Source organism: Peribacillus sp. NJ4 (assembly GCF_030348345.1).
Taxonomy (GTDB): domain Bacteria; phylum Bacillota; class Bacilli; order Bacillales; family DSM-1321; genus Peribacillus.
This window is the reverse complement of sequence record NZ_JAUCFQ010000001.1, coordinates 3,571,878-3,592,787: the sequence shown is the minus strand read 5'-3', so window position 1 is coordinate 3,592,787 and position 20,910 is coordinate 3,571,878. Positions and strand designations below refer to the sequence as shown.

Here is a 20,910-nt window from a genome sequence, read left to right as displayed (position 1 = left end):
TTTTTTAATTAATTTGCCAGTTTTGATGCTAAATGGATAAACACGCTGGACGTCCACGTATGGGCAAGGTCTCGCAATCCTTCCCCCGTTTCAGCATGGAAGTTTTCCGCAAACCCTCCATATTTACAAAGCTCTAGGAACTTCTCGGTTACTTCATTTGCTAATTGTTGTTCGCCGCATTCTTCAAATGCTTCTATAAACAAGAGAGTGGTAGGAGCCCAGATTGGTCCTCTCCAGTAAGCGTCCTCCTCATAATAAGGACTGTCGATGGCTTCCGACGCAATTCCCCACTTTGTTAAATACCTTTCGCTCTTTAGAAGATTGAGGATGTTCTTTTTAGCAGCTTCAGGAAGTTTGTTTCCCAAGATAATTGACATTAAAGGCAGGATTCCTTGGCTCTCAATTACTTTACCGTCTCTTGTAAAGCGAGCAAATGGAAGGTCCTCAATAAGGAAATAGTCGCAAAATTTCTGCATGTATTTTGTGGATTGTTCTTCCCAATATTTCTTATCTTCTACTTTATCAAGTTTTTCTGCAACAACAGCCAGCATATCCATCGACTTAATCAAGAATGCTGTTAAGTCTGGTGAGTCGATGATGTTTGCATCTCTGAACACCGTGCTGTTATCCTGTCCGGAATCATTCCCGTGATGGTACTCGCAAATCCCGTCGCCATTGAAATCTTTGTACTGAAGATAAAATTCTACATGTCTCTTGATTTGAGTATATATTCTCTTTAATTGTTCAGTAGTCAATGTCATTTTTTCCATCATTTTCAAGACGAATAACCCTTGTACGGGAGGCTTGGAGAAATTCCAACGGATGGTCGAATCGCTGAGGGAACCTGGAATTTGTCCGTTTACGTCCTGATAATCGAATAATAACTGAATTTGATCCCATGCGAGCTCATTATCAACACCAGCAAGTGCTAATGCGTTGAAGGCATTATCCCAACTCCAAACACCTGGGAAATTTGTATTCGACATATACATGGCTTTTCTCTTCAACAGCCCTTGTTCATTCACAATACATGTCCAATTCAGATAAGCAGCTTCCCTTAGGGTTTTTTGATACCTTTCGGGAACAGCAGGCTGTTTAGATAAGAATTCTAGAAAATGATTCGAGCTCTTATCCAATGCTTCTTCAAACTTATACTCCCTTTTTACTGGAATTGCCCCACTTGTAGGAATGTCTTCAATGACACATAAAAATTTATCTGACTCATCCGTTGAGGTGATTTGGATACTCGACAGGTTATCTGCTTTGTTTGTGCTGCCTGTCGTATCCATGAATACGTTTTGTTGAAGCATGACTGATCCTTGAGGTGCAAAGATCATGTATTTGGTCAGATTCTTGTAGCTATTGACAATGCAGTAGTCTTCACCGGTTTTTCCCAAAAGATAGTTATATTCGAAATTGAAGATTGGCTGGGAATCAAGTGTTAGACCTACTTTTTCCCCTCGGCCTTGTACAAAGATTCTTTCAGCATCTTCAAAGCATACAAAGATTTCCCCACCATTAAATGTCAGGACAATCTTAAATTCATCGGCTTCATAGGTGTACTCAACTGGAGTCCCATTTATTGTTGGGATGATTTTAAGAGCATTTTGATGCTGTTTTGATTTGCCTCTTACTGAATTAATATAGAGCCCATTTTTCTCTGGGGTCTGGCTTTCTTGGTAAGTGAGAGCCATGTAAGAACCATAATGACTCATAGGTGTGATTCGTATATCCAAAGTGAGCACTCCTTTTTACAATTTTTCTTGACAATTTATACTGTACTAAAATAAACTTGTTTAAACAAGTTTAAAAATTTATGTAAACGCTTAAGTAGAGGAGGTTATCAAATGGATTTTAAAGATCATGTATCCAGCATCATAAATAATATCGGCGGGTCAAAAAACGTCATTAATGCATCCCACTGCGTGACAAGGCTACGCCTGGTATTAGTAGATGAAAGCCTGATCAATAAAGAGGAGTTAGAGGAAAATGAACTGGTGAAGGGGACTTTCTCAGTGAATGGCCAGTTTCAAGTCATTATTGGTCCAGGGCTTGTAGAGAAAGTGTACAATGAGTTTGTAAATCAGACCGGTACAGAAGAAGTAAGTAAAGATGAAATGAAGAAGATTACTAGTGAAAAAGGGAACATCATTCAAAAAGGTGTCCGGGTCTTGGCAGACATCTTCATTCCGATCCTACCGGCAATCGTTGCTGCAGGTCTTTTATTAGGATTAAATAACCTTCTGGCAAACTCTGGTATTTTCTATGACAAAAAATCCTTGTTGGATGTGTATGCGGGCTGGACAGGATTTGCAGAATTTATCAATGTCATTGCCAATACGGCATTTACATTCCTTCCTGTACTCATCGCGTGGTCTACTGCTAAGAAATTTGGTGGGAATCCATTATTAGGAATCGTGTTAGGTCTATTATTAGTGCATCCTTCATTAATGTCTGCTTATGCGTATGCAGAAAATCCAAGTGAAGTGGAATACTGGAGTCTATTTGGATGGGACATTGCCAAAATCGGTTATCAAGGACAGGTTCTTCCTGTTATTTTTGCGACATGGGTTTTAACATGGTCTGAGAAACGTTTGAAAAGCTTCATTCCAGATAATTTACAAATGTTATTTGTGGCACCGATTTCATTAGTCTTCGCTGGCCTCTTAACATTCGGAGTCATCGGGCCGATTACGATGACAGGTTCAAACTGGATTACGGATGGTATTCTTTATCTGTTTGAAGTATCCCCTGCGTTTGCCGGAGGCGTGTATGGATTTATTTCCGGTCCTCTTGTCATTACTGGAATGCACCACATCTTCTTAGGAGTGAATTTGCAAATGGCCGGTACACTTGGCTATGTTACTTTATGGCCGATAGGGGAAACGGTTACACTAGCTCAAGGCGCTGCTGCGTTGACCATGTTCTTTATTCTGAAGCAAAATCAAAAATTAAAAGGTGTGTCACTTACTGCAACGTTATCCGCATGGCTTGGGGTTACTGAACCAGCGATTTACGGGATCAATCTTCGATTCAGGTATCCTTTCATTGCCGTTATGGTAGGAAGTGCATTCGGAAGTGCGTATCTAGCAGCACAAGGTGTGAAAGCTACTTCTGTCGGAGTGGGAGGAGTTCTATCTTTCCTTTCAGTTTATCCGGAACATTGGAGCGTCTATTTCATTGGGATGGCCATTACATTTATCATCACCGTTACGTTAACTTTTGGGTTCTTTAAAAGTAATTTATTTAAGGCTGATAAAACTATTGAAAAAAAAACAGAGGATAAGGGTAAAAAATCTTTAGAATTAAAAACGCTATCAAAAAACGTTTAAAGGTAAATGATTAAAAACCACTCACATATTTGCAACAAAGTTAACCTTTAATAAAAAGATTCAATATTAGTAAGTAATGGATAATCTCATGAAATGAATGTAAAACCTTTACTCAGCAAACGGGCTCTTTAATGGAGCAATGAAAAAAGCCTAATTTCTTAGCATTAAATTGAGAAATTAGGCTTTTTAATATTGAAATTTCCTTAACGTTGTAAATCCGCATTTTCCTGAAGCTACCCCTTGTTTGAATAATTATATCCCAATTTCTCATTTGATCGCTGAGAGATTGGGATTTTTAATATTGGAATATTCTTAACGTTGTAAATCCGCGTTTTGCTAGTGGTACCCCTTGAAGAAGAGCTATGTTAAAAGTTCAACTAATTTTACTATTTATGGTAACGTTAAATTAATGAATTTTATTAGGGGAGCTAAAATTATGATTATTATTTCAATTTTTTACGGCTTTGTTGGTTTAGTTATTCTATTTTTTATTGTTCAATATGCCATTAGTATTGGGATTGACAATTCTAAAGAAGTTAAGGCATTTCGGTCCGAACTTAAAGAAATAAAAAAACAACTCAAAGATTTAGGTGGAAAATAAACACATAAGCAATTTTTCTTATTCAAGAAAGGGGTGCGTTAGCTGAAGATCGGAACTGTCTTTAAGGCGGCTTTTTCTTATAGAACTAAAGGGGCAGGTTTGTTACAAGTGAAGTGTGTTCGTACTGTGTAGCTACATCGAATAACAATACTTTTAATCATTAGTATGTTATAGTTAATTAGAGTTAAAATTGGAATTATATAGGACGCCTACTGACTTCTCTTAGTCATCTTCCCTCTGTAATAGAAGGGAGACTAAGACGATATGTCCTTAGACCACATTAAAACAATGTTAGAAACCTTAAAACAGTATAATAACTGTGGAATAACATTAACTTTCAAAAACAAAAATGATATACCGTTATTGTCTGTATGCTATGACAATAATTGTTATGAACTAACACATTTGGATACACAAATTATCGAAACCTGTGAAGATATAAAATCTACTATCTCAGCTATTGATAAAGTTATGCAAGATAGTTCTAAAAAAACCTCTAATTAATAGAGGTTTTTTTGTTTCACAGTTTGTTGTCAACTCTCTTCTTCAACTAACGGGTGCATTAGCTGAAGATCGGAGCTGTCTTTAAGGCAGATTTTTCCTTATGGAACTAACGGGGCAGTTTAGTTCTATAAGACTTAAATTTCTTTAGCACTATTGGATGCTGGAATAAGAATATTGGATTGCTTTGGCAATCCCTTTTTATTGAACCACTGGAAGGATAGTTAAAGGTAAAAGAGTAAATATTATAACCTTTTTTGTAGTTAATACATATTATAGGACTACATGTTTTTAATAATATTAAAATAAATTTGAATTTTATTAAAAATAATGTTAAAGTTTATATAAAGTTTACTAAAGGAGGTTTTGGAAATGGAGTCAAAAGATGTTCCAAATTGGATTTTATCTTTAGACATAGAAGATATTGAATTTATTAAAAACTTTGTAATAAATTCAGGCTCTTTAAAAGAGATAGCGAAATTTTATGGAGTATCCTATCCAACTGTAAGAATAAGATTAGATAAGTTAATTCAAAAAATAAAACTAAATAATAGTGCAGAGAACGAAGAGTTCATAAGTTTTATTAAAAAACTTTCTATCGATGACCGTATTAGCTTAGAAGATGCAAAAATGATTATTGATAAATATAAAAAGGAAAGAGAGGATGAATAATGGATCAAGTTTATAAATGGTTAATATTCATTGTAATAATGGGGGTTCAATTTTTTTTATCTAGAAGAAACAATATTTACTGGGGAGCAATCTTACCTGTTCTTTATTTAGTTTTTATTTTCGGATGGTTGTCCAATAGAATGGTTAATGGAAATACATTTTCACTCATTATTGTTGCAGTTGGCGGATTGGCGATTTTATTGGGAGGCTGGAGTAATGGAAGAGAATCTCTAAAAAAGAAAAGAAAGAAAGAATTAGAAAAAATGAAGACACTGGATATTAAATAATGAACTAAAAAGTGTTATTGATTCAATTTTCTTGTTAATGTTTGCACTTAAACTAACGGGTGCGTTTGTTCATTAATAGGGGTTGCTGAGGCAGCCTTTTTCTTATGGAACTAAAGGGACAGGTTAGTTCTGTAAGAAATTAGTTTATTATGGAATGATTTTTAGCAGCTCGGATATCATTTTACGAACGTTGAAAACTAGTCAAAATCCTGAGATTAAGGTGACTATGTTGTATGTACAGGGTCTGATAGACAATCCAAGCGTTACAGATTCAGAAATGAATGCTTATCTAACATGTGAATATTTTTAAAGGTAAAGGCCTCCACAGTGTACTATGGGAGGCCTTTTTCTTCCATGTTGAAGGGTAAATGGCAACTAACGGGTGCTTTAGCTTAGGATCAGAGCTGTCTTTAAGGCAGCTCTTTCTTTATGCAACTAACGGGGCAGGTTAGTTCAACAAGGAATACCAATAATTGGTCAAATGAAAAGACAGTTTACCACCACATTTTAGGTATAATGAAATATATAAATTAAAGGTAAATTGGAGAATTTTTATGAAGTTAAATACTTTTTTTGAACCTGTTTCTAATCTTTCAAAAAAGAAAAAAATATTGCGGTTGTTTTTCTTTCTTATTTTATTTACTGATATTATCACTCGTATTCTAAAAATTGATTCAATGTTAGTTCAAAATATAATTGATTCAGTAATGGGATTATGCCTAATTGCTTTCGTCTTTGAAATGCTGTTTTTAAAGAACAAAAATTAATATTTACTAGTTATTAAGCTAACAGGTACGTTAGTTTAGATCAGGGGGCTGCCATTTGGTGGCCTTTTTTCTTAATGAACTATAGGGGCAGGATAGTTGAATAAGAAAACTCAAGCATTTCTATAAAGTTTGATACTATTTTCAATTTTATAAGTAAGTTTTATAGAGGGGGAGAACATTGATAAAAGCTTTTATTACTTAAACTGTAATTGCAGGATATAAAGTGCTTGCCTGGCCATAAAGAAAAATAGGCAAAGAGTATCTAACTGAAAATGTAAAAACACACAATCCAATATTGGATAGCGTGTTTTTTTTGAGCTCTATTCTTATTTGTTCTATTTGTGTTTTGGAGTAAAACCAGGTGTTTTAACTTTCCATACAACAATATACGCAACTAGCAATATACAGAACATTGCCCAAGGGAAAGAAAATACTCCAACGGTTTCCAAAAGGAATGCTCCAACTACACTTCCGCCCCCAATAGCTAAGTTCCAAGTTGTAACAAGCATTGATTGAGCAACATCTGCACCATCTCTACCAGTATTCGCAATCGCAGTTTGCAGAAGTGTTGCGGCTCCACCAAATGTAAGACCCCATAAAGTAACTGCAAGATAGATGATAATAGTTTGATTCATGCCAATGCCTAGTGTCACAGATGCCAAACCGAACCCAGCAATGCTGATTAAAACCAACGAACGTAGTTTATGGTCAATTAATATTCCAATAAACCAAATACCAACTAATGCTGCTATTCCAAATATAAGCAATATCATGTCAATCTTTTGGCTTAGACCTATATGGTCAAGGTAAGGTGCAATATAAGTATAAAGAATGTTATGTGAAAGTACCCATGCTAATACAACAAATAGTACTGATCTTACCCCTGGGGTGACCAAAACCTTCAATAGAGGTATGCGTTTTTCCGTAGATTGTCCAGGGAAGTCAGGAAGTTTCCATAGAACCCAAATAACTAATAGTAAAGTTGAAAATGACATAATTCCGAAGACAGAGCGCCAACCCAAAAAGGAACCAAGAAATGTCCCAAGAGGAACACCAAATGCAAGAGCAAGAGGGGTTCCGACCATCGCTACCGCCATAGCCTTCCCTTTAAGTGATTCCGGTGCCATTAGACGGGCATATCCGGCAGTCATTCCCCAAAGAACACCTGCAGTTACACCAGCAAAGAAGCGAGCTATTAACGTCAAAGTATAATTAAAAGAAAAAGCTGTAATAGTATTAAATAAAAGAAATCCCACGATACATAGAAGCAGCAAAGGTTTTCTTCTCCATCCTTGAGTTGCCGTAGTTAAAGGAATAGCAGCTAATAATGATCCAAGAGCATATGAAGTAACTAGTTGGCCAGCAAAGGATTCAGTAACTCCTAGTCCATTACCAATCTCTATTAATAACCCAGCAGGAATAGTTTCTGTGAGTATACAGATAAATCCAGCCATCGCCAGAGTAATTAAACCGTTCCACGGAAGGCGTTCTGGTGAAGAGGCAATTGCAGCACTCCGTGTAGTTGAACTTCCGTTTTGTGACATAAGATGTGCACCTCTTTTATATTGATATTTATTTAATAAGCCAATCCTTTATATACATAAAATAAATTTCTATTTAAAAAGAAGAAAATATATAAGTAGGCACCTCTTTATTAAGAAAGGTGCCTATGATTTATAGGAATATATAAAAGTAAGGCTATTCTGTTAATTTATTAAAACCATCTTTTCTTCCAGTAAACTTATTTAATATCACTCATAAATAGCATCGGTTAAGTCTACAGTAAATTGACCAGCCATACCCTCAAATGCAGTATTTGTAAAAGAAACAACTGTTAATTTCTCTATAGGGTCAACAAACCATGAGTGTCCATAAGCTCCGCCTAATCTCCATGTTCCAATGGACTCTTTTGTATTAGCTTCTTTGGGATCTTTCAATATAGTAAATCCTAAACCAAAACCTCTTCCAGGCCAGCTGGCTAATGGTAAATTTCCGGTTTGAATCTTGGTCATTTCATTTTTTATATCATTTGGTAATAAAGAATCTCCTGACCTCAACTCTTCAAGGAAATACAGAAAATCTTCTGCAGTTCCATTCATTCCGGAACCTCCTGAAGGGAAAGCACTGGTATCGAATGCACGAGCAGGTTCAAACACTATGCCTGCGGTCCCTTCAAATACTTGAGCAACTTCCTTATCACCCATTCTTTTAGGAATAGGAGAACTACTTAGATATTGAGTAACTATTCTTTGATTATCTTTAACATCAAATGATGTATTCGCCATTTTTAATGGGTCAGCTATTAGAGTCTTAATTAATGTTTGCAACGAATCTCCATAAGCTTTACTGATAACTGCACCCAACACGTCTACTGCTATGGAATAACCCCAATTCGTACCAGGCGCATATAATAACGGGGCAGAGGAAAGTCTTTGTAAATTTTCTTCTAGAGAAAGTCCTGAAAGGTTCATTCCATCTGAAACCCCTGCCTTTTTATATGCTCCTCCTCCTTCAGGCTCTAAAAATCCATATGTCAACCCAGCAGAGTGGGTAAGCAAGTGCCTTACAGTAATAGTAGGTTTGTCACCGTTTATTAACCGTGGTTGAAATTCCGGAAGCCACTTAGTAATTGGATCATCCAAACCAATTATTTCTTTGGAGACCAATACTAAAGCTGCTGCAGAAACGATTGGTTTCGTAACAGATGCAAGGCGAAATATCGAGTCCTGTTCCATTTTTGTTTTTTCTTCCCGATTAGCGTAACCTGCAACACGCTTATAGATAAGGTCACCATCATTGCTAACTAAAGTCACCGTACCAACGATTTTGTTGTTTTCGATCGCTTTATTTATTACTTCATCAACCCTTTTACTCAATCCCATGATGTCTTTATCTGTTGTTAACATTTGTTCATCACATCCTATATGAATTTTAAGAACAACTTAATTATAAAAAAATAAACATTGATTTTACATAATAAATCATTTGAATTATTAGAATAATGATTATAAATTATAAGTAATTTACATCTTTTTCTTTCGATTTATAAAAGGTGAAGATATTAACAATATATAATTTAAAATTATAATATTAAATTATATATATTAATGATAAACTTATAAAATAAGAGGATATAACCTTTAACATAAAGGTGTTTTTGTTAATTTAACTTTATTTTAAAAGGGTGATTTTGTATGGATATCGTAGATAAAGATATATTAATGCATTTACAGAGTGATGCACGATTGTCAATGACTTCCATTGGAAAACTTATAGGTTTATCTCAACCAGCGGTAACGGAAAGAGTAAAAAAATTAGAGGAACAAGGAATTATCTCAAATTACAGGACTGTTGTATCAAATGATAAAATCGGTAAGTCAACAGTAGCTTTTATTTTATTTCGAACCATACAATGTCTTAATTTTGTTGATTATTGTGAAAATACACCACAAGTGGTAGAGTGCCATCGTATAAGTGGGGAATATAATTACTTAATTAAAGTAGTAGTTGAATCTACAAAAGAACTTGAACTATTTGAAAATGAAAGTATGAAATATGGTAACTCCACTACACTAATTTCTCTTTCCTCACCTATTGACTATAAACCGTTGCTTCCCTCGGCCATGATGCTAAAAGATTAAAATAATATGTATGTATTAAACCAGTTAAGATGAATTTCACAATACAGTTTATAGCCAGATAATGATGTGCATGTGAAGAACTTCACTTAAACTGACGGGTGCGTTAGTTCAAAAAAAAGACCGATTATTTCGGCCTTTTTTTTTCTTATTATTCAGCAGTGAATGTAAATGTTTCTTTTAAAGGTCTGCCTTTGCTACCCTTTTGAGTCCAAACGATTTCTACTTCCAATTCCGTTGCTTTTTCAGCCAAAACGAAATTGCTAAATTTATAAGGATATCCATCATTCATTTGTTTTGCTAAAGAAATCGCTTCTTCAAAGTTGTTTTTATTGCAATCCTCTTCACCAGGACAACCAAAATAGCTGGCAGTATCTTTTTAGGTTTCACCCTGAGATTTCTAACGTTATTTCACGTAGGTGTTCCATAAATGAAATAAAAGAGCTCTTTCAACAAAGATTGTACTTCTACAGCAAGACAAGTACTCAGTCATCCAAACGCTTGTTACATAAAATAGAGAGAATAACTAGTAAATTTCTTGTTTATGATTTATGAACGTTCAAATCACAAAAGTAGGAAACCTATGCAAGGAATCAGGTGATTCGAAGGTTTCCTAGAAAGGATGCATGCGCATTGTCTTTTCCAAATATCCCCAATATCACTCCTTCCATTTCTGTTACGGTAGAGCAGACGATTCCTTTACTGTTAAGTTCCATTGCTCTGGAAGAACTAGCTCTGGCTCACATCATGAATGCCGAGGCAGAGAAGCTTCAATTTGTTTTAGGAACATTACCTACAGGAACCACACTTTCTCCTGCAGTGGTGTCGTTAGCCGAACTTTTTGCTGTTGACTCGAGTGTTCAAAGAACCCTTCGTGACGTCATCAAAAAGGAAATGCTCTTGGAATTCAAATTTGAAAATGTTCTGGATCTATTAGCAACCGTTCCTCCTCCACCCACAGTAACTGTTATCATAAATGCTGATCCAACTATGATATGTGCTTTTGAAACAGGTGGAAATGAATCTGTTCTTACTGGTCAAGTGTTGGTGAATGGAAGTCCCCCTCCAGCAGGTACACCGGTCACTTTTGAAGTGGATAATCCTGCTCTTGGTACTGTAACCCCTAATCCTGCTCTTACAGATGCATTGGGCAACTTTACTGCCATTTTCACAGCTACTGACGGACCTGGGACTGTAATGATTACTGCTTCTGCTTCGGGAGCAAGCGATACTGTCACTATTACTATTGTTGATTGTGATTTAATATCTATTTCCTTTCTTGTCGATCCAGATACGATATGTGCTTTTGGAACAGGTCCAAATGAATCTGTTATTTCTGGTCAAGTGTTATTTGATGGAATTCCTGCTCCAGCAGGTACACCGGTCACTTTTGAAGTGAATAATCCTGCTCTTGGTATTATAACCCCTAATCCTGCTCTTACAGATGCATTGGGCAACTTTACTGCCATTTTCACAGCTACTGATGGACCTGGAAACGTCGTGATTACGTTTTTTGTTTTGGGGCGTACCATTATTGGCACCTCTATTGACATCATGAACTGCACCCCGTAACTATTATTTTAGTTACTGCTGAATATGTAGTGAATGATTTTATAAAAGAATCGAATACTACTTTTTCTAGCTGGATATTGATTAATGAATAATAGAAATAAAAAACGAACTGAATATTAGCTCGTTTTTATACATACATGGGAGAAAATGTTGTTCATTTTTATTTATATAAATTAATAGGTTCCTATTTTATCATAAAAGAAAGATGTATATGATATACATGTGAGGTTAACATAAAAAAACACACCGGAATAAATTCCGATGTGTTTTTGTGAAAGATGGTGAATATATAGTATTCGGGGACATGATGAATAGATTAAACTTATAGGCAAAAAGAGGTGGGGTATCTAAAAGGTATCCAACCTCTTTTTGTTACCATAACGCGGATTAACGGACGTTAATACAGCTGTTCTTTACACACATTTACTCATTTACTATGTTACAAGAGTACAAGCATTATTAGTGTATTTTACATCCTCTAATAGAAAGAGTATTAGGAGGTGATATTTGATGTTTAAATTATATTTAGATCCAGGACATGGAGGATTTGATAGTGGTGCGATAGGAAATAACTGAAAAGAAAAGGATATTGTTTTAAATATTGGACTTCGTATTCGAAACATTCACGTCAATGAATATGAAAATGTTGAAGTCAAAATGAGTAGAACAACAGATATTTATCGAACATTAACTGAACGTACAGATGAAGCCAATAGCTGGGGAGCAAATTATTTTCTTTCTATCCATGTTAATTCATATAATGAGCAAGCCCAAGGTTAAGAAGATTATATTCATGACAATTTGTCTGACTCTTCAATAACAGCAACATATCAAGATATTATGCGTCAAGAAATTATGAAGGTAAATGGACTTTGGGACCGAGGACAAAAGAAGCAAATTTTCATGTGCTAGGTGAAACAAAAATGAGTGCTATCTTAACAGAAAATGGGTTTGCAAAAGTATTTAATTTAACAAGAAAAGTTACAGAAGATATACATCGAGTAATTGTTGATGGTATCCAAATAGGGGCCTATACAAATGACGAAAATGTATTGAATGAAGTAAAACGTCATCTTAAACAGCTAAACAAATTGTTATAGAAAAAATATAAATATGGGAGACGCAAGAATATCCATCAAGTTAAGAAATTAGGTTCTGGTACGTACTCAAAAAGTTATAAAAGACAAGTGCATATCCTATGCATCTTTTTAGTTAGCATAATCAGATGTTATCGGAAGTGTTTTTTTATAAATAGCCAGAGGAGAGGACTATTGGATTGATAATATGCGTTCCTACTCATATCGTAGGTGTTCCATAAATGAAATAAAAGAGATCTTTCAATAAAGAATGTACTTCTACAGCAAGGCAAGTACTCAGTCATCCAAACGCTTGTTACATAAAATGGAGAGAATAACTAGTAAATTCTTTGTTCATGATATTGCTTTTAAAATTATGAACGTTCAAATCATAAAAGTAGGAGACCTATCTATACATGGAATCAGATGATTCGACGGTTTCCTAGAAAGGATGCAAGTATATTGTCTTTTCCGAACATCCCCAATATTACACCTACCATTTCAATTACTACTGCACAGACCATTCCATTGCTTTTAAGCTCTATTGCCCTAGAAGAACTAGCTCTGGCTCACATCATAAATGCCGAGGCAGAGAAGCTTCAATTTGTTCTAGGAACATTACCTACAGGAACCGCACTTTCTCCTGCAGTGGTGTCGTTAGCTGAACTTCTTGCTGTTGATTCGAGTGTTCAAAGAACCCTTCGCGACGTCATCAAAAAGGAAATGCTCTTGGAGTTCAAATTTGAAAATGTTCTGGATTTAATCGGAACTCTTCCTCCTGTGGTATCTACATTTCTTTTTGTATCGAATCGTGACGATAACACGGTAGCAATTTTTGATATTTCCACTCCTTCGAATCCTTTATTTGTAACGAAGTTTAGTTCAGTAGATTCTCTATGCGTTTTAAATGGTCCTACTGGTGGCCCTATGGGATTAGAAATTACAGGTACTACTCTTTATGTCGCAAATCAATTCGATAACATAGTAGCAATTTTTGATATTTCTGCTCCTACGGATCCTATACTTCCTCCGAATCCTATACGTGTAGGGGAGTTTAGTACGGGATTAAGTGAACCTACTGGATTGGCGATTACAGGTAACACTCTTTATATCGCCAATCAAGGCGATGCCAGTGGTGTAGCAATTTACGATATTTCTGCTCCTAATGACCCTATATTTGTGAGTAAGTTTACTGGAGAAGAGTTTCCAGGAGCTTTAAATAGTCCTAACGGATTAGCGATTACAGGTAACACTTTGTATGTATCAAATCAACTCGATGACAATGTAGCATTTTTTGATATTTTCGCTCCTAATGATCCTATCCTTGTAGGGCAGGTGAATGACGGAAATTTAAGTGGGCCTACTGGACTAGCTATTACAGGTACGACTCTGTCTGTAGCCAATTTTAATGAAAGTACGATAGAAACTTATGATATTATCAATTATCCTGCGGATCCTATACATGTAGGGGAGTTTGGTGCAGGAGTTTTAAGTGGTCCTCAGGGATTGGCAATTACAGATAACACTCTGTATGCAGCAAATTTTAATAATAGTACGGTAGAAATTTATGATATTATCAATTATCCTAATGATCCTGTACGTGTAAGGGAGTTTGGTGCAGGCGTTTTAAATGGTCCTTTCGGATTGGCGATTTTTACGGTAGGAGGCTAGAGTGTTCTATCTTTGTGCCCTCCCTTTTTTCATGATGTATATCGTATTCATGTGAAGGTAACATAAAATCTCATTATTGGAAGTAGCTAAAAAAGCCAAACCCATGTGTATCAGGAGTTTGGCTCTTAGTCGTTTTTTATCGTTTATTCAGGATTTTATACACCCTTGATGTAGCAAGGGTTTGCTAGCTTGTAAGACTCATATAACAGGACTATTCTTTGCATAATAAAACACCTTATTAAGCTAACGGGTGCTTTACTTCAATAAGAGAGTTGCTTTGGCAACTCTTTTTCTTATGGAACTATCGCGGCAGGTTAGTGATCAAAGGTTCCCTTGACAAATAAATAGTTTAACAGCTAAACTAAATGTATGAATAGGGAAAATTCTGAACAATCAAACAACATGTATAGTATGAAAACAGGAAGCCGTAATCTAGGTCGTTTATTTATGCAGCTCCAACGACTTGAACGTCATCCCCGCACCTTTGGAGACGCAGGCCCCTTGACGCCAAGTGAAATTCACACGATTGACGCAATTGGTTACGATGGTGGTATCCTCATGAGTGAACTGGCCACCCGTCTCAGTGTAACGAAAGGTGCGGTTACGCAGATTATCGGACGTTTGGAAAGCAAAGAGCTCGTTAAGCGTTCCCCACACCCGGATGATTCTAGGGCGGTAATTATCTCACTTACTGAAAAAGGAAAAAGTGCTTACCGAGTCCACGAAGAATTACATCTGAATTTTTACAAAGAGCTTAGCGCTCAATTAGACCAAAAGGAGATCGAAATTTTCGAAAAATGCATTCAAAAGCTAAATGAGTTTTTGCAGAAATAATTTTTTTAAACATATAGTTTAGTATCTAAACTACTTTAAGGGGGATTTTTTATGAAGGTTAAGGCAACAGTTCTTTCTGAAAACAGTGTGTTCAGTAACCTGGGAGCGATTGCGGAACACGGTTGGTCTGTTTTTTTGGAAACGGATCATGGTAATTATCTCTTCGATACTGGTCAAGGTAAGGCACTGCTCAATAACGCGAAAGTATTCAAAAAAGATTTAACCAGTATTAAAGGGATTATACTGAGCCATCATCATATCGATCATACTGGTGGTCTGCTGGCTGCCGTAAAGGCAGTTGAGGCAAAAACAGTTGATGTTTTTGCACATCCTGACCTGTTCAAAGAAGGATATCTTGTTCGGATGGGTTATAAATACATCGGAGTCCCTTTTTCTAGAGTTGACCTTGAAAGCTACGGGGCCAATTTTAAATTCAACACGGAATTTACCGAAATCGCTCCAAATGTTTATCTAACAGGTGAGGTTCCTCGATTATCAGATTTTGAACATGGCGATACCGATATTGTCCAGCAGACGGAAGAAGGTTATATCCAAGATCAGGTTATGGACGATCAGTCCATTATTATCAAAACGGAAAAAGGTTTGTTTGTCATTCTAGGATGTTCTCATGCAGGCATCGTCAATATTCTCAATTATGCAGTCCAAAAGACCGGTGAAAACCGAATTCATACCGTTATCGGCGGCACTCATTTATGGTGCGTAAGCGACGAACAGAAGGAAAAAAGCATTCAAGCGTTGAAAGAATTGAATATTGAACGCCTTGGAGTGTCCCATTGTACCGGCTTCGAGGTAAGCATGAGCTTAGCTCAAGAATTCGGACAAAAGTTCTTTTCTTGCAATGTGGGAACAGTTGTAAAAGTATGATCAAGATTTTTATAAAAAGGGGATCTTATCTTAAATCGCATCTTGACAATGGAGGCCGCTTATGACGTTTAATTGGTGGCGGCTACATGGTAAGTAGTGATCATAATGATGTTCACGTTGACCCCAACTTTTTTTACCAGGAAACCTTTACAAATCATTCTTAGATGGGAAAAATACTAATTGTATTCAATAAACAGGAAAAATTACATTTGAGGAATTTCTAAGAAATAAGATAGATAGAGGTTTTTTTATTGAGTAAGGTTGTTACTTCGGCAACACTTTTCTATTTGTGGAACAAGATTGTGAAGAAATGTACTTAAACTATAGGGTGCGTTAGTTCACTAAAAGAAAAAGGAGAGTACATAGTATACATGGCTAATATGTACTCTCCTTTATTTATTAAGGTTTTTTATAGCCACCGTCCTCGAAGGGTTGCCAAAACAAGTAGTCCACTGTACTTTAAAAAGGGCGCAATAGTTTAAAATCGTAATAAGTTGTACTGTAGCTTTTTTTCGAATCGGGGAAATCATTTTATTCATTATATTGAATAATTGGGCCACTCTCCAGATGTAGTCCCCATCCTTCATAAAAGCGTTGGGTACGTTTGATATCATTTGCAGTAACTCACGAAATATAAGCATATACTTTTAAAAATGCGACAAAGGGTTTATTAAGATACTTATGGAATTACTGAAGGATAGTATCTTTAGGGGGAAAGTATATGCAAACTTTGGAAAAAATCAGCAATCGATGTTGGTATCAAACACCTGTTTCAGAAACGGATAGACCTATTCTAGGTGTAGTGGTTGGAGATAACAAATCGTTAATGATTGATGCAGGAAATTCAGAAGCACATGCTAATTGTTTTCTTAAAGAGCTTAAAGAACAAGGTATTCCACTTCCAAGCATCGTTGTGCTTACACATTGGCACTGGGATCATATTTTTGGTTTGTCTGCTTTGAATATGCTGTCTGTTGCTTCTATTCAAACGAAAGCTAAAATTAAGAACCTTGTCTCGTACGAATGGACAGATTCTGCTTTAGAAGAACGAGTGAAATCGGGATTGGAAATTGAATTTTGTGCCAATGCAATCAAAGGAGAATTTGGAAGTGAAAGAAATATTATCATTTCATTACCAGATTTAGCCTTTGAACAGAGAATGGAGCTTGATCTAGGAGGAGTATCTTGTCTTTTGCAGCATGTAGGTGGCAATCATTCCCCAGACTCTATCATTGTCTATATCAAAGAAGAAAAAATACTATTCCTTGGCGACTCTATTTATGCAGATATCTATTCAAACAAAAGGAATTATACGACTCAAAGTACGATTCAATTATTAGACACAATCGATCAATTTGATGCTGAAATCTATGTCCTATCCCATTGGAAGCCAATATCGAAGGATGAATATCAGAAAGAAGCAATACTATTAAGGACTGTAGCCACCTTGACAGATCAATATGAGGGACGCTTTGAAGATATAAAGAACTCTTATCAACTCAAGCTAAACAGAGAGCTAAATGAAGAAGAGCTTGAAACGATTGGATACTTTGTGAACGGGTTCGAAATAAATAATTAGCATAAGAGATCAGTCCTCAAGGTTTATAAGAATTCCTATTTAGTTAACGGTGGGCATTTTATAAAATTGGAGACGATGCCTTTCTTATTGAACTAACGGGTGCGTTAGCTGAAAATCGGAGCTGTCTTCAAGGCAGCTTTTTCTTATGCAACTATCGGGGCAGTATAGTTGAACAAGGAACTTAAATTTAAATCTCGAATATCTAATGTAATCGGATAGCTAAAAATTTGATGACAGACAGGAGTTAGATACGATGATAAAAGGTTTCGGAGGAATATTTTGGAGAACTAAGAATCTTGAAGTTGTAAAAAAATGGTATAGTGAAGTGTTGAAGATTGAAATAGAAAATTGGAATGGGACTGTGATAAAACCCCAATTAGAAAATGAGACTATCTTTTCTTTCTTTACCGAGAATGACAGTTATTTTCCAACAGAACAACAAGTGATGTTAAATTTCCAAGTACATAATCTAAACGAGACTATTAAGCATCTTGAACATATTGGTGTACCTCTTGCAAAGAAAAAAGAGATTAGTGAATTTGGAAAGTTTATTTGGATTGAAGATCCTGAAGGTCGACTGATCGAGCTTTGGGAGAAATAACGAGTTGTAATTCATTTTGCTATTGAGCTAACGGGTGGTTTAGCTGAAGATCGGAGCTGTCTTTAAGGCAGCTTTTTCTTTATGCAACTAACGGGGCAGAATAGTGCAAGAAGGATTACAAATAGATAGAGACAAGCTCATTTAATCTTTGTTTATTATGGTCTAAAATTTTTTTGAGAAAAAAGAAAAAAATCTAAGCCAAATGAAGCTCTAGTTTGTCTAATGTGTGTAGACTTAAAACGGAGAGGGTGAATGATAATAATTAAATTAGTGAAAAAAGCTCAAAAAGGTGATGATAAAGCCTTTTTAAAACTTTTCCAACAATATGAAGAAGATATTTATCGAATGGCTTATGTATATGTCAAAAATGAAAGTGATGCCTTAGATGTGGTTCAAGAGGTGGCATATCGTTCTTTCAAAAAAATAGAAACATTGAAAAATCCAGAGTATTTCAAGACGTGGTTAATAAAAATAGCAATCACTAGTTCCATTGATTTAGTTAGAAAGAATAAAAATGTGGTTCAACTTAAACCAGAGTATGATGAGTGCATTAGCTTTGAGGATGAAGATATTCCACTTTCAATAACACTTCAAGAATTACTAGATCAGTTAAATGAAGATGAAAAAAGTATCGTTATTTTAAAGTTCTATGAGGGTTATTCATTTAAAGAAATAGCAGATTTGTTAAATATGCCTATAGGATCAGCAAAATCGGTGTTATATCGTGCGTTAGGTAAACTTCGAAAACAATTTAAGGAGGCTGATCTTTCGTGAGTAATATAAAGCAAGAGTTAGAAAAAATTAAGATTCCAAAAGAATTACACGAAAGAACAAAACTTGGCGTAGAAAAAGCAAAATTAGAGCAACGAAGCAATAAGAAAAGAAAACTATACAAAAGGTTTTCAATAGCTGCAGCAGTTTGCTTGATTGTTGTTTCGACATTAACATTTACACCCGTATTAGCAGCTATTCAAGAGGTATATGATAAAATATTTTCGAGTAAGCATATTGATGATAAAGGTGTAAGAACTGCAATTGATCTAGGACATGGTCAAGCTGTTGATCAAACATTTTATGATGAAAAGCATGACATAACAGTGCATTTTGAGAGTGTGATGATGGATGATAAGGAGACAAAACTCTTATTGACCTATCAAAGTAAAAAAACAAATTTAAAAAACTTTTATGTCGACCTTTTTGAGGGTGACAGTTCTATCAACTTGATTGTTGGAAATGAACAAAAGAAATCATTAGATAATGTGGGTTGGGGAAGCAGATATTACGATAGTAAAAAAAATAAAGTAGCTGAAGCATTATCTTTTGAATCAATAAAACAATATGAAGGACAAAACATTCGTTTAGAAATTGAAAATTTAACAATATATGATAAAAACGAGAAACGTAACGTACAAACGATATGGCCACTCGGTTTCAAGCTTGATAAATCTGCCATCTCAGAAAGAGAAACAGTAGCAGTAAATAAAGATTTCGTTTTTGAAAAAGTAACATACAAGATTAAGCAGGTAGAGTTTTCAGCACTAGAAACAAGAGTTGTTGTTACAGGAAAAGATACTAAGCTTATGAGGGATGAAACCGGAATGAAATATAGAGTGATGAGTAAATTGGAACATCAATTCCTTAATGCAAGGAGATTTGATAAAAAATACGGTTATATCGTAGATGATAAAAAATCCGGTGTATTCCTAAAATCAGCTGGTGAAAAAGTTGAACCGGTTTTTAGTAAAGGTGAAGTAGCCGGCGCAGATGACGAATATATTATGATTTTTGCTCCAGTTAAGGTTCGCCAAAACTGCATTCTTGAAGTTGGTAATGAAATTAAAATACCATTAACTAAGTAGGCGTGTGTTTCCTTGATGGTTTAGTATAATCTTCATTTTTACTAACAGTTCAACTAACGGGTAGTGTGAACAAGAAAGGGGGGAACGTTGTTCCCCTATAGAAAACCTACTCTTAATGAACTAAAGGGTGCTTTACTTCATTAAGGGAGTTGCTTTGGCAGCTCTTTTTCTTATGGAGCTAAAGGGGCAGGTTAGAAGAAGAAGATTATCGAAGTATTGGGAATGAACTTAAAGCAAAAGAACAGGGAGGAGTTAAATTGAATCAAAATATTGGTACAGAAGAAGCGATTAAAAGGTGGGATAGTTTCGCGGATACATATTCTGCAAATCATACCGAACAAGGAGACCTTCATAAAGAAGTTTTTTTAAATCCAACTTTATTATCACTTATGGAAACAGTAAGTAATAAAAAAGTTTTAGATGCTGGGTGTGGTGAGGGGTATTTAAGTCGAATTTTAGCGAGGTCCGAAGCGACTGTAACTGCTGTGGATTATTCACCACGGATGATAGAAATTGCTAAAGGAAGAACTCCAAATGATTTGTTAATTGATTATATGCAGGGTAATTGTGAAGACTTGAATCCTTTAGAAGATAAAAGTTTCGATTTAATAGTATCCAATATGGTTATTCAAGATCTTGGAAATTACGAAAAAGCATTTCAAGAAATGTATCGTCTATTAGTAGATGGAGGCTGTTTTATATTTTCGATTTTACATCCTTGTTTTGTTACTCCAGAAAGTGGTTGGGAGAAAACAAGAGACGGTAAAAAGTTGCATTGGAACGTAGATAAATATTTTTATGAAGGTGTGTATGAACAAGGTTTAGGAGATAAAGAAAAAATGCTATTCTTCCATAGAACATTAACAAGTTATATAAACACTTTAATCAAAACAGGTTTTATTTTAGAAAGTATAATAGAACCGAAGCCATCAAAAGAGATGTTAAAAAAATATCCTTCATTTGAAGAAGATTTTAGATGTGCTGATTTTATAGTTTTTAAACTAAAAAAGTAAAGTTGAATATTTTGATTAGAAA

At 35.4% G+C, this 20,910-nt stretch carries 20 protein-coding genes; 16 read left to right on the top strand and 4 right to left on the bottom strand.

Going from position 1 to position 20,910, the window contains the following annotated elements:
- Positions 1-8 precede the first annotated feature (8 nt).
- Positions 9-1,736 carry an amylo-alpha-1,6-glucosidase gene (locus tag QUF94_RS17865; RefSeq protein WP_289317026.1) on the bottom strand — a complete coding sequence of 576 codons (1,728 nt, stop codon included), beginning with the start codon at positions 1,734-1,736 and terminating at the stop codon, positions 9-11.
- Positions 1,737-1,847: 111 nt separating this feature from the next.
- Between QUF94_RS17865 and QUF94_RS17860 the strand changes: the two genes are divergently transcribed.
- From QUF94_RS17860 to QUF94_RS17845, 4 genes are all read left to right on the top strand, one after another.
- On the top strand, positions 1,848-3,332 hold the full coding sequence (locus tag QUF94_RS17860; protein WP_289317025.1) for a PTS transporter subunit EIIC: 1,485 nt from the start codon (positions 1,848-1,850) through the stop codon (positions 3,330-3,332).
- 436 nt (positions 3,333-3,768) lie between these two features.
- Positions 3,769-3,933, top strand: a complete 165-nt coding sequence (locus QUF94_RS17855; RefSeq protein ID WP_181762298.1) for a hypothetical protein — start codon at positions 3,769-3,771, stop codon at positions 3,931-3,933.
- An 873-nt stretch (positions 3,934-4,806) separates the two neighbouring features.
- A complete protein-coding gene (locus QUF94_RS17850; protein ID WP_289317024.1) occupies positions 4,807-5,106 on the top strand; it encodes a DUF2089 family protein in 300 nt (99 codons plus the stop codon).
- The gene (locus QUF94_RS17845; protein ID WP_289317023.1) at positions 5,106-5,393 is read left to right on the top strand and encodes a hypothetical protein; all 288 of its coding nucleotides are present in this window, start codon (positions 5,106-5,108) and stop codon (positions 5,391-5,393) included. Before QUF94_RS17850 ends, QUF94_RS17845 begins: the two co-directional genes overlap by 1 nt.
- A gap of 1,102 nt (positions 5,394-6,495) precedes the next feature.
- Here the strand turns inward: QUF94_RS17845 and QUF94_RS17840 are convergent.
- Both QUF94_RS17840 and QUF94_RS17835 read right to left on the bottom strand, forming a co-directional pair.
- Positions 6,496-7,704 carry an MFS transporter gene (locus QUF94_RS17840; RefSeq protein WP_289317022.1) on the bottom strand — a complete coding sequence of 403 codons (1,209 nt, stop codon included), beginning with the start codon at positions 7,702-7,704 and terminating at the stop codon, positions 6,496-6,498.
- A gap of 207 nt (positions 7,705-7,911) precedes the next feature.
- Entirely contained in the window at positions 7,912-9,066 is a 1,155-nt protein-coding gene (locus tag QUF94_RS17835) for a serine hydrolase domain-containing protein (RefSeq protein WP_289317021.1), read from the bottom strand.
- Between the two features lie 288 nt (positions 9,067-9,354).
- On the opposite strand from QUF94_RS17835, the gene QUF94_RS17830 reads away from it, so the two are divergent.
- Entirely contained in the window at positions 9,355-9,801 is a 447-nt protein-coding gene (locus tag QUF94_RS17830) for an Lrp/AsnC family transcriptional regulator (protein ID WP_289317020.1), read from the top strand.
- A gap of 148 nt (positions 9,802-9,949) precedes the next feature.
- Here the strand turns inward: QUF94_RS17830 and QUF94_RS17825 are convergent, their stop codons facing one another.
- Entirely contained in the window at positions 9,950-10,090 is a 141-nt protein-coding gene (locus QUF94_RS17825; RefSeq protein WP_289317019.1) for a hypothetical protein, read from the bottom strand.
- 341 nt (positions 10,091-10,431) lie between these two features.
- Between QUF94_RS17825 and QUF94_RS29115 the strand changes: the two genes are divergently transcribed.
- The 11 genes from QUF94_RS29115 (at position 10,432) to QUF94_RS17775 (ending at position 20,888) form a co-directional block, all read left to right on the top strand.
- Positions 10,432-11,370, top strand: coding sequence for an alpha-helical endospore appendage domain-containing protein (locus QUF94_RS29115; RefSeq protein WP_483313664.1), 939 nt, complete (start codon positions 10,432-10,434; stop codon positions 11,368-11,370).
- Positions 11,371-11,958: 588 nt separating this feature from the next.
- Positions 11,959-12,150, top strand: a complete 192-nt coding sequence (locus tag QUF94_RS28885) for an N-acetylmuramoyl-L-alanine amidase family protein (protein WP_353957815.1) — start codon at positions 11,959-11,961, stop codon at positions 12,148-12,150.
- A 143-nt stretch (positions 12,151-12,293) separates the two neighbouring features.
- The gene (locus QUF94_RS28880; RefSeq protein WP_353957797.1) at positions 12,294-12,470 is read left to right on the top strand and encodes a hypothetical protein; all 177 of its coding nucleotides are present in this window, start codon (positions 12,294-12,296) and stop codon (positions 12,468-12,470) included.
- A gap of 438 nt (positions 12,471-12,908) precedes the next feature.
- On the top strand, positions 12,909-14,117 hold the full coding sequence (locus QUF94_RS29110; RefSeq protein ID WP_483313663.1) for an LVIVD repeat-containing protein: 1,209 nt from the start codon (positions 12,909-12,911) through the stop codon (positions 14,115-14,117).
- Between the two features lie 411 nt (positions 14,118-14,528).
- A complete protein-coding gene (locus tag QUF94_RS17805; protein WP_289317018.1) occupies positions 14,529-14,951 on the top strand; it encodes a MarR family winged helix-turn-helix transcriptional regulator in 423 nt (140 codons plus the stop codon).
- A gap of 51 nt (positions 14,952-15,002) precedes the next feature.
- The gene (locus QUF94_RS17800; RefSeq protein ID WP_289317017.1) at positions 15,003-15,836 is read left to right on the top strand and encodes an MBL fold metallo-hydrolase; all 834 of its coding nucleotides are present in this window, start codon (positions 15,003-15,005) and stop codon (positions 15,834-15,836) included.
- Positions 15,837-16,557: 721 nt separating this feature from the next.
- Entirely contained in the window at positions 16,558-17,415 is an 858-nt protein-coding gene (locus QUF94_RS17795) for an MBL fold metallo-hydrolase (RefSeq protein ID WP_289317016.1), read from the top strand.
- 253 nt (positions 17,416-17,668) lie between these two features.
- A complete protein-coding gene (locus QUF94_RS17790; protein ID WP_289317015.1) occupies positions 17,669-18,016 on the top strand; it encodes a VOC family protein in 348 nt (115 codons plus the stop codon).
- 252 nt (positions 18,017-18,268) lie between these two features.
- On the top strand, positions 18,269-18,790 hold the full coding sequence (locus tag QUF94_RS17785; protein WP_289317014.1) for a sigma-70 family RNA polymerase sigma factor: 522 nt from the start codon (positions 18,269-18,271) through the stop codon (positions 18,788-18,790).
- A complete protein-coding gene (locus QUF94_RS17780; RefSeq protein ID WP_289317013.1) occupies positions 18,787-19,875 on the top strand; it encodes a DUF4179 domain-containing protein in 1,089 nt (362 codons plus the stop codon). Before QUF94_RS17785 ends, QUF94_RS17780 begins: the two co-directional genes overlap by 4 nt.
- Positions 19,876-20,132: 257 nt before the next feature.
- Positions 20,133-20,888 carry a class I SAM-dependent methyltransferase gene (locus QUF94_RS17775; RefSeq protein ID WP_289317012.1) on the top strand — a complete coding sequence of 252 codons (756 nt, stop codon included), beginning with the start codon at positions 20,133-20,135 and terminating at the stop codon, positions 20,886-20,888.
- Positions 20,889-20,910: the final 22 nt, after the last annotated feature.

Excerpts from the sequence above, each read along its gene's own strand:
- QUF94_RS17855 (WP_181762298.1), top strand. The coding sequence starts at position 3,769 with ATGATTATTATTTCAATTTTTTACGGCTTTGTTGGTTTAGTTATTCTA.
- QUF94_RS17850 (WP_289317024.1), top strand. The coding sequence starts at position 4,807 with ATGGAGTCAAAAGATGTTCCAAATTGGATTTTATCTTTAGACATAGAA.
- QUF94_RS17800 (WP_289317017.1), top strand. The coding sequence starts at position 15,003 with ATGAAGGTTAAGGCAACAGTTCTTTCTGAAAACAGTGTGTTCAGTAAC.
- QUF94_RS17830 (WP_289317020.1), top strand. The coding sequence starts at position 9,355 with ATGGATATCGTAGATAAAGATATATTAATGCATTTACAGAGTGATGCA.
- QUF94_RS17795 (WP_289317016.1), top strand. The coding sequence starts at position 16,558 with ATGCAAACTTTGGAAAAAATCAGCAATCGATGTTGGTATCAAACACCT.
- QUF94_RS17840 (WP_289317022.1), bottom strand. The coding sequence starts at position 7,704 with ATGTCACAAAACGGAAGTTCAACTACACGGAGTGCTGCAATTGCCTCT.
- QUF94_RS28880 (WP_353957797.1), top strand. The coding sequence starts at position 12,294 with ATGAGTGCTATCTTAACAGAAAATGGGTTTGCAAAAGTATTTAATTTA.
- QUF94_RS17805 (WP_289317018.1), top strand. The coding sequence starts at position 14,529 with ATGAAAACAGGAAGCCGTAATCTAGGTCGTTTATTTATGCAGCTCCAA.
- QUF94_RS17845 (WP_289317023.1), top strand. The coding sequence starts at position 5,106 with ATGGATCAAGTTTATAAATGGTTAATATTCATTGTAATAATGGGGGTT.
- QUF94_RS17825 (WP_289317019.1), bottom strand. The coding sequence starts at position 10,090 with ATGAATGATGGATATCCTTATAAATTTAGCAATTTCGTTTTGGCTGAA.
- QUF94_RS17785 (WP_289317014.1), top strand. The coding sequence starts at position 18,269 with ATGATAATAATTAAATTAGTGAAAAAAGCTCAAAAAGGTGATGATAAA.
- QUF94_RS17790 (WP_289317015.1), top strand. The coding sequence starts at position 17,669 with ATGATAAAAGGTTTCGGAGGAATATTTTGGAGAACTAAGAATCTTGAA.
- QUF94_RS17860 (WP_289317025.1), top strand. The coding sequence starts at position 1,848 with ATGGATTTTAAAGATCATGTATCCAGCATCATAAATAATATCGGCGGG.
- QUF94_RS17835 (WP_289317021.1), bottom strand. The coding sequence starts at position 9,066 with ATGTTAACAACAGATAAAGACATCATGGGATTGAGTAAAAGGGTTGAT.